The organism is Xanthomonas prunicola (assembly GCF_002846205.1).
Classification (GTDB): Bacteria; Pseudomonadota; Gammaproteobacteria; order Xanthomonadales; family Xanthomonadaceae; genus Xanthomonas; species Xanthomonas prunicola.
In genome coordinates this window covers 1-8,787 of the sequence record NZ_PHKV01000031.1, presented here as the reverse complement: position 1 = coordinate 8,787, position 8,787 = coordinate 1, and the positions used below count along the sequence as shown (strand labels likewise).

The 8,787-nt window shown below is 65.9% G+C and carries 1 protein-coding gene; it reads right to left on the bottom strand.

The window, feature by feature from the left end; translation table 11 throughout:
- On the bottom strand, positions 1-8,787 hold an 8,787-nt coding region (locus XpruCFBP8353_RS22700; protein ID WP_133125700.1), incomplete at both ends, for a non-ribosomal peptide synthetase.

Below are 8,787 nucleotides of genomic sequence, written 5' to 3'. Positions count from 1 at the left end.
GCCGGAGGTGTAGAGGACGTAGGCCGGATGCTGCGGGTGCAAGGCCGGCACGACGGGGGCGTGCGTGGGCGCCTTCTTCCACGCAGCCTGGTCGGTATCCAGAAGCACCGTGTTTTGCTGTTCGCGTCGCTCAAGCCGCGCGGCAGTCTCGCGATAGGCGAGCAGAACAGCAGGCTGCGCATCGGCGAGCATGCCGTCCAAGCGCGCGGGCGGTACATCTGTTTCCAGCGGTAGATAAGCCGCGCCGGCCTTCAGCACGGCGAGCAGCGCGACGACCAGATCGAGACTGCGTGGCAGACACACGGCTACGCGGTCTTCGGGTGCCACACCAAGGGCGATCAGATGATGTGCGAGCTGGTTGGCGCGGGCATCGAGCGCGGCGTAGCTGAGTTCGACCTCACCTTCCACCAGCGCGACAGCCTGCGGCGTGCGCCGCGCCTGCGCTTGGATTGCACGATGCAGATAGCCGCTGCCATCGAGCTCGGCGTCGGTGGCGTTGAACCTCTGCAACTGCGCATGCTCGGGAGGCGGAAGCAGCGGAAGACGCGACACCGTGGACCTGCTGGCGGCCACCATCCCGCGCAGCAACGTGACGAACTGCTCCAGCTGACGGGCAATGGTGCTGCGGTCAAACAACGCGGTGGCGTAACTCAGGCCGCCGCTGATGCCGTCCGCCGTTTCCTGTAACGCCAAGTGCAGATCGAACTTGATCGTCGTGCTGGTCTGGTCGATGTCCTCGGTCTGCAAGTGCGGCCAGCTCACATCGATGGCGCGCTGCGCATCCCAGGTCAGCATCACCTGGAACAGCGGATGATGGCTGAGGTTACGCGGTGGGTTGAGTGCTTCGATCACCTGCTCGAAGGGCAGGTCTTGATGCGCCTGTGCGGCCAGGGCAGTGCTGCGCACCTGCGCCAACAGCGCAGCGACAGTGGGGTTGCCACGCAGATCGACCTGCAGCGCCTGCGTGTTGGCAAATAGGCCGATCAGGGGTTCTAGTTCGCTGCGAGGGCGGTTGGCGATGGGCGTGCCGACGACGACCCGCGATTGATTGGACCAGCGGGCCAACAGCGTTGCCCAGGCGGCCAGCAGTGTCATGAAGAGCGTCGTGCCATGCTCCAGGCTCAGGACCCGTAAGGCCGCGCTCAATGCGGGATCCAGCGCGAACTCGAGGGTTTCGCCGCAATAGTCCTGTGACGCGGGGCGTGGCCGGTCGGTCGGCAGGTCCAGCAACACCGGAGCGCCCTGCAAGTGATCGACCCAGAACTGGCGCTGACGTTGCAGCGTTTCGTCAGTGATCCAGCAGCGTTGCCATGCCGCATAGTCGGCGTATTGGATCGGGAGTGCGGGGAGCGGATCGGAAGATCCTTGCGCGAATGCGCTGTAGAGCGTGCGCAGTTCCGCGATCAGTTGCCGCATCGACCAGCCATCGCAGATCAGATGGTGCAAGGTGACGAACAGCACATGGTCGTGCGCGTCCAGGCAAACCAATCGGCCGCGCAGTAACGGACCACGGTTCAGATCGAACGGGGTGCGCGCTTCCAACGAGGCATGCTGCTGGATGACCTGGCGTGGGTCGGCGGCTGCGACCGCGGCCACGATTTCTAGGGAAAAGCCGATCTCGGGCGAGGCAATGCATTGTGTGGGCGTGTCCCCGTCGAACCCGACATGCGTGCGCAACGCTTCATGGCGCGCGACAATGCGGTCCAGTGCGCTGCGCAATGCGGCGCGATTGAGCGCACCAAGCAGACGCACCGCTGTCGGCATCAGATAGGCCGTGCCGGCCCCGGCATCGAGCCGGTCCAGAAACCACAGGCGTTGCTGCGCGAAGGACAGCGGCAGCGGGCCAGCGCGTGGCACCGGCATGATCGGTGGCAACGCGCTAGACGTGGCCTGCGCGACTGCTTCAGCGAATCCACACAGCCGTGGCTGGGCGAACAATGTCGTCAGCGGCACCTCGCGTCCCAATGCGACGCGCAGCCGCCCAACGAGTTGCGTGGCCAGCAGGGAGTGTCCGCCGAGAGCGAAGAAACTGTCGTTGCGTCCCACACGTTCGACCCCGAGCAGTTCTGCCCAGAGCACGGCCAAGCGTTCTTCCAGTCCCGGGCGTGGCGTCTCGTACGCTTCCGTCTCCAGGGTCTCACGGTCCGGTGCCGGCAGGGCACGGCGATCGAGTTTGCCGTTGGCAGTCAGCGGCAAGGCATCCATCGGGACATATGCGGCCGGGACCATGTAGTCGGGCAGGCGCAGGACCACTTGCTGTCGCAGGCGATCTGGGCTGAGGGCCGCAGCATCGCCCACCACGTAGGCGACCAGGCGCATGTCGCTTTGAGTGGCGTGACGCGCAAGCACCACCGCGTCGTGCACGCCTTCGCATGCGCGCAGTGCGGCGGCAATTTCCCCAAGTTCGATACGGAAGCCGCGCAGTTTGACCTGGTCGTCATTGCGACCAAGGAACTCCAGTACGCCATCAACGCGCCAGCGCGCCAGGTCGCCGGTCTGGTACATGCGCTGGCCGGGTTGGTCGGCAAACGGGTCGGGGATGAAGCGCTCGGCGGTCAGGTCCGGGCGACCCAGGTAGCCGCGCGCGAGCTGCGGACCAGCGATGAAGAGCGCGCCACGCGCACCCAGCGGGGCCAGTTGGCCATGCGCGTCGAGCAGGCGCAGGCAGGTGCCGGCCAAGGGCCGGCCGAGCGGCACGACGCTGCTGTGGTCTTCGCCCAGCACCGGATGCAGGCTGGCCCAGATGGTGGCCTCGGTGGGGCCGTACAGATTCCACAGTTGTCCACCACCGGCGCGTAAGCGCTGCGCCAGCGGTTGACTCAAGGCTTCGCCGCCGCACAACAGACGCATGCCGGGTCGGCTCTGCCAGCCGGCGTCCAGCAGCATCTGCCAAAGCGCCGGCGTGGCTTGCAGCACCGAAACGGCGTGCTGCTCCAGCAAACGCAGCCAATCGTTCGGATCCTGCATCGTCTGGTCGCTGGCGATGACCACGCGCGCACCACCCAGCAACGGGGCGAACAATTCCAGCCCGGCGATATCGAAGCAGACGGTGGTGACCGCCAACAAACGGTCCTCGGGCGAGAACGGCAATTGCGTGTGCAGTGCGGCCAGGAAGTGCGTCAACGCGCCGTGGCTGATCACCACGCCCTTGGGCCGGCCGGTGGAGCCGGAGGTGTAGATCACATAGGCCGGATGCTGCGGCTGCAGCGTGGGAACGTGAGGGGTGTGCGTCGGTGCGTCGTCCCACAGCGCGGTTTCGGCATCCAACAGCACGCTGTGCATCCCCTCGCACGGGGCGAGCAGCGCTGCGGTGAGCGGCTCTGCAAGCAACACCCGCGGCCGTGCGTCGGCGAGCATGTCGTCCAGGCGTGTGGTCGGATAGCCCGGATCCAGCGGCAGATAGGCGGCGCCGGCCTTGAGCGTGGCCAGTACCGCTACCACCAGATCGCTACCGCGCGGCAGGCACACGGCCACGCGATCTTCTGGTCCCACACCAAGATCAATCAAGTGATGAGCGAGTTGGTTGGCGCGTGCATCGAGCGCGGCGTAGTCGAGCGTTTCCGCGTCGCACTGTAGTGCGATGTGCTGCGGCGTGCGCTGCACTTGCGCTTGGAACAAACGATGTACGTACGGCGAGGCAGGTGGTACCGGCAGCGCATGGTGCACCTTGTGCACTAGCCAATGGCGCTGTTGCGCAGGCAGCACGGGCAGGTGCGCCACGCAGGTGCCTTCGGCATCGACAAGGCCGCGCAGCAGCGTGACGAACTGGGCCAGATGATGCTCGACGCTGCTGCGCTCGAACAGCGCGGTGGCATACCCCAGGCTGCCAACGATGCGATCATGGTGCTCACGCAGCGACAGGTCCAGATCGAACTTGATCGTCGGCAGCACGGTCTCCAGACCTTCGGCGATCAGTCCCTGCAGCGCGGCGTCGGTGGGCGGGGTGTTTTGCCAGGTGAACATGGCCTGGAACACCGGATGATGAGCCAGGTTGCGGGTCGGGTTGAGCGCTTCGATGAGCTGCTCAAAGGGCAGGTCTTGATGTTCCTGCGCGGCAAGGGCGGTGCTGCGGACCTGGGCCAGCAGTTCCGCGAACGAGGGATTACCACGTAGGTCGATGTGCAGGGCTTGGGTGTTGGCGAACAAGCCGATCAGCGGTTCGAACTCGCTGCGGTGGCGGTTGGCCACGGGCGTACCGATGACCACCTGATCCTGGCCGGACAATCGCGACAGCAGCACTGCCCAGGCGGCGAGCATGGTCATGAACACCGTGGTGCCGTGGCGCTGGCAGCAGTCCTTCAAGGCTGCGGTGAGGTCTGCGTCCAGAACCACGTCCAGTGCATCGCCGCGATACGCCTGCTGTGTCGGACGTGGATGGTCTGTGGGCAGGTCCAGCAGCATCGGTGCGCCGTGCAGGTGCGCAATCCAGAAATCGCGTTGGCGTTGCAACACCTCGCCACTGATCCAGTCACGCTGCCAGGCGGCGACATCGGCGTATTGCAGGGTGAGCGGTGGCAGCGGGTCGGGGCGTTCGTCGACGAAAGCGGTATACAGCGTGGCCAGTTCCTGGACCAGCACGCCCATCGACCAGCCATCACAAACCAGATGGTGCACTGTGATCAGCAGCACATGATCGTCGTCGGCCAAGCGCAGCAGGCGGCCGCGGCACAGCGGCCGTTCGGCAGGGAAGGGCGTGGCGGTTTCCAGATCGACATGCCGCTGTAGCTGGTGCTGCGGCTCCGATACGTCGATCAGGTCCACGCACTGCAGCGCGAACCCGATCTCCGGCGATACGATGCACTGCGACGGTGTCTGGTTGTGCAAGGCCACGTACGTACGCAGCACTTCATGGCGAGCCACGATGCGATCGAGCGCCCTTCCCAGCGCAGCAGCCTGCAAGGCGCCGCGCAGGCGCAGCGCCATCGGCATCAGATAGGCAAGGTCGGCGTGCGGATCCAGACGGCCAAGGAACCACAGACGTTGCTGGGCGAACGACAGCGGCAGCGGGCCGCTGCGTGCGGCCGGCAGGATCGGCGGCAGCAGCGCGGCAGTGGTGGTGTCCATTGCACGGGCAAGATCGGCCAGACGCGGATGCGCGAACAGCATGGCCACGGGCATTTCCAGGCCGAGCCGTGTGCGGATTCTGGCAATGAGCTGGACCGCCAGCAGCGAGTGCCCGCCCAGCGCGAAGAAGTCGTCATGGCGGCCGATCTGCGCGACACCGAGCAACTCGATCCAGAGCAGTGCGAGTGCCTGTTCGCGTCCTGGTTGCGGCGCCTCGTAGCGTTGCGTGTCGAAGTCCTGGCGATCAGGTGCGGGCAGCGCACGGCGATCAAGCTTGCCGTTGGCGGTCAGCGGCAGGGCATCCAACGCCACGTAGGCCGCCGGCACCATGTAGTCCGGCAGGGCTGTTGCCAGCTGGGCAGGCAGGGCCTGGCAGACATTGGCTGCGCCGACCACATAGGCAACCAGTCGCTTGTGGCCACCGGCGTCCTGATCGAGCACGACCACCGCATCGCGCACGTCGTTGTAGGCGCGCAGTACCGCAGCGATCTCGCCCAGTTCGATGCGGAAGCCGCGCAGCTTGACCTGATCGTCGCGACGCCCGAGGAAATCCAGCGTCCCATCCGCGCGCCAACGTGCCAGATCGCCAGTCCTGTACATGCGCTGGTCGGGCTGCGCGGTGAAGGGGTCGGGGAGGAACGTCGCTGCGGTGAGGTCGGGGCGGCCGAGATAACCCAACGCGAGCTGTGCGCCGCCGATATGGAGCATGCCTTCGACGCCGATCGGCGCCGGTTGGCCAAAACGGTCGAGCACATAGAGCCGGTTATTGGTCAGCGGCCGACCGATCGGCACTGGCTGCTGCAGATCGCTGCCGCTGTGCAGCGCCAGCGCGGTCACGAACTGGGTGGCCTCGGTCGGACCGTAGGTCTGCAGCAACACGTCCGGGCCGGGCGTCTGCACCATCAACGCATGGCTGTGCGGGTCGGCCAGGTCGCCGCCGGTGATCAACAAACGCAGGTTGGGCAGCCGGCCAGTGAGCATTGGTGCGTAGGCGCGCAGCACACCCGCCACCAGGATCAGCACCGAGATCTGCGCATCTGCGATCTGCGCGCACAGCGCCTGCGGATCGCGCAGCACCGATGGCGGAACGATCACGATCGTCGCGCCGTTGAGCAGGCTGCTCCACACCTCCAGAGTGGACGAATCGAAGGCAGGATTGGAGGCGAAGGCAACCCGATCAGTGGGCAGGATTCTGGCCGCGCCAGACTGGCAGGCGAAGTTGATGACGGCGCGGTGCGGAATCACCACGCCCTTGGGGGTGCCGGTCGAGCCGGAGGTGTACATGACATAGGCGGCGCTGTCGGGCCAGACCGCCACCGACGGTGCATGGGTGGGGCCATCTACGTCCAGACGGTCCATGTCCACGCGCGTGGCGCTGCCATTGGGGACGTCGCTGGCCGAGTGGCTGATCAGTAGCTGCGCGCCGCACTCGTCGAGGATGCAGCGCATGCGCTCGGCCGGATGTTCGATATCCAGCGGCACATAGGCTGCACCACATTTGAGGATCGCCAACTCGGCGATGATGAGATCGGCAGAGCGCGGCAGCGCGACAGCGACGCTGCCGCCCGGCGTCGCGCCAAGCGCGCTCAGGCGATGTGCCAGACAGTTGGCCCGGTTGTCGAGTTCGACGTAGCTGAGCGTTCGGTGTTCGTCCACAACTGCGCAGGTGTGCGGCGTCTGCCGTACCTGCTGTTCGAACAGTTGGTGGACGCTGTCTGCCGCCGGTCGTGCGGGATGGGTGGTGTTGAATACTTCCAGTACCTGCGCGCGTTCGCTATCGCGCAGGCGCGTCAACGCATGCACCGGGCTTGTCGGCGCCAGCGCCAGGGCATGCGCCAACTGCTGCAGGATGTCGAGCATCGTCTGCGCCAGCGCGGCAGGATCCAGTGGTTGACTGGTCTGCACATCCACCGAGAATCCACCGCTATCGTGGTCGTCGTTAATCGCCAGCGACAACGGATAGTGCGTGCGTTCGCGCAGGTGCACGGTCTCGATGCCTTGCCAAATCGCCTCGCGATGCGCGCGGTCGTCGGCGAGGACGTTGCCGCCACCACGGTAGCGATAGTTGAACAGCGCAGCAAACAACGGCGCTGGCGCCTGTATGCCGCTACAACGCTGCGCTTGGGCAAGCAACGCGTGCTCGTGATGCAGCAGCTGGGCCAGCAGGCGCTGGGTCTGCAGCACTGCTTGCTCGACACCGGTCTGGTCGCGCCGCAGGCGCAGCGGCAAGGTATTGAGGAACATGCCCAGCACCCGGTCGGCACCGGCCGAAGCATGCATGCGCCCGAACAGCACGGTGCCGAACACCACGTCGTCGCGGCCGCTGGTCTGCGACAGCAGCAACGCGAACGCCAGGTGGAACAGGCTGGCGGTACTGACTCCCAGGCGGCGCGCTTGCGCACGTAGCGCGCCGGCCAGCGCGTCTGGCAATCCCAGATTCGCTTCCTGTAGCGTGCCTTCGACCTGGCTCACTCCGAACGGCAAGGTCGGTTCCGTGACGTCGGCCAGCATCCGGGTGAAGAAGGCGCGGTGCTCGTCTTCGCTCACGCCGAGACAGGCTTGGGCGACGAAATCGCGGAACGGCAGCGGCTCGGGCAGATGGTGTTGCTGCTGGTCCAGATGCGCTTGCACTTCTTCCACCACCAGTTCCAGCGTGGTGTGGTCCATCACCAGGTGGTGATATTGCAGGCCCAACAGCCAGCATCCGCGCTCGCCGGCGTCAACGATATGCGCGCGCAATAGCGGCGCCTGCTGAAGATCGATGCGGCGATGCTGCGTTTCCAGGTGCTGCTGCAATTGCGCGGCGACATCACTGCCAGCGAAGCGATGGGATTGCACGGGCAGGGGCGCATGCCGGCGGACGACTTGAACCGGCTTGCGCAGGCCTTCCCAGAACACGCCCGTGCGCAGGATGTCGTGGCGTGCGATGACCTGATCGAGCGCAGCGATGAAGCGCTCGCGCTTGTCGCAGGCATCGAAAGCGATCACGGTGCTGCTCAGATAGATCTCATCCAGCGGCGCAGCGACATGGTGGTACAGCAGTCCATGCTGCAACGGCGCCAACGGATAGATGTCCTGAATATTGCCGGCGCCGCCGTCCACGCGCTCGACGATGCTGTCGATTTCTGTCTGATCAAGTGCAACCAGCGGTAACAGGTCGGAAGTGATGTGGACGCAGTCGGAAGTTATTGGATTGGCGGGAACGTTGACCAGGGAAGCGGTCTTGAGCGCCTTGGCCAGGCCCATCAACGTCGGTGTGCTGAACAGGGCGCGGACCTCCAGCTGCCAGCCGAGCAGTCGCAGGCGCTCGATCAGTTTGACGCCGAGCAGCGAGTGCCCGCCCAGTGCGAAGAAGCTGTCGTGGCGGCCGACGCGTTCGACACCGAGCAGATCGCTCCACAGCTGTGCCAGCATCTGTTCGAGCGGGCTGTGCGGCGCGACGTAGGCCGCGTTGCCCAGATCGGTCTGCTCTGGCGCTGGCAGCGCATGGCCATCGAGCTTGCCGTTGGCGGTCAGCGGCAGGGCATCCAGTTGCACATAGGCGCTGGGAAGCATGATCTCGGGCAGGCGCGTGGCCAGTTGCGTGCGCAATGCCTCGACGTTGAGGTCGGTATCGCCGACCAGATACGCGACCAGACGCGGCTCGCCGGGCGTGTCCTCGCGCAGCAGCACGGCGGCGTCGCGCACCCCGTGGCAGGCGCGCAATGCGGCGGCGATTTCGCC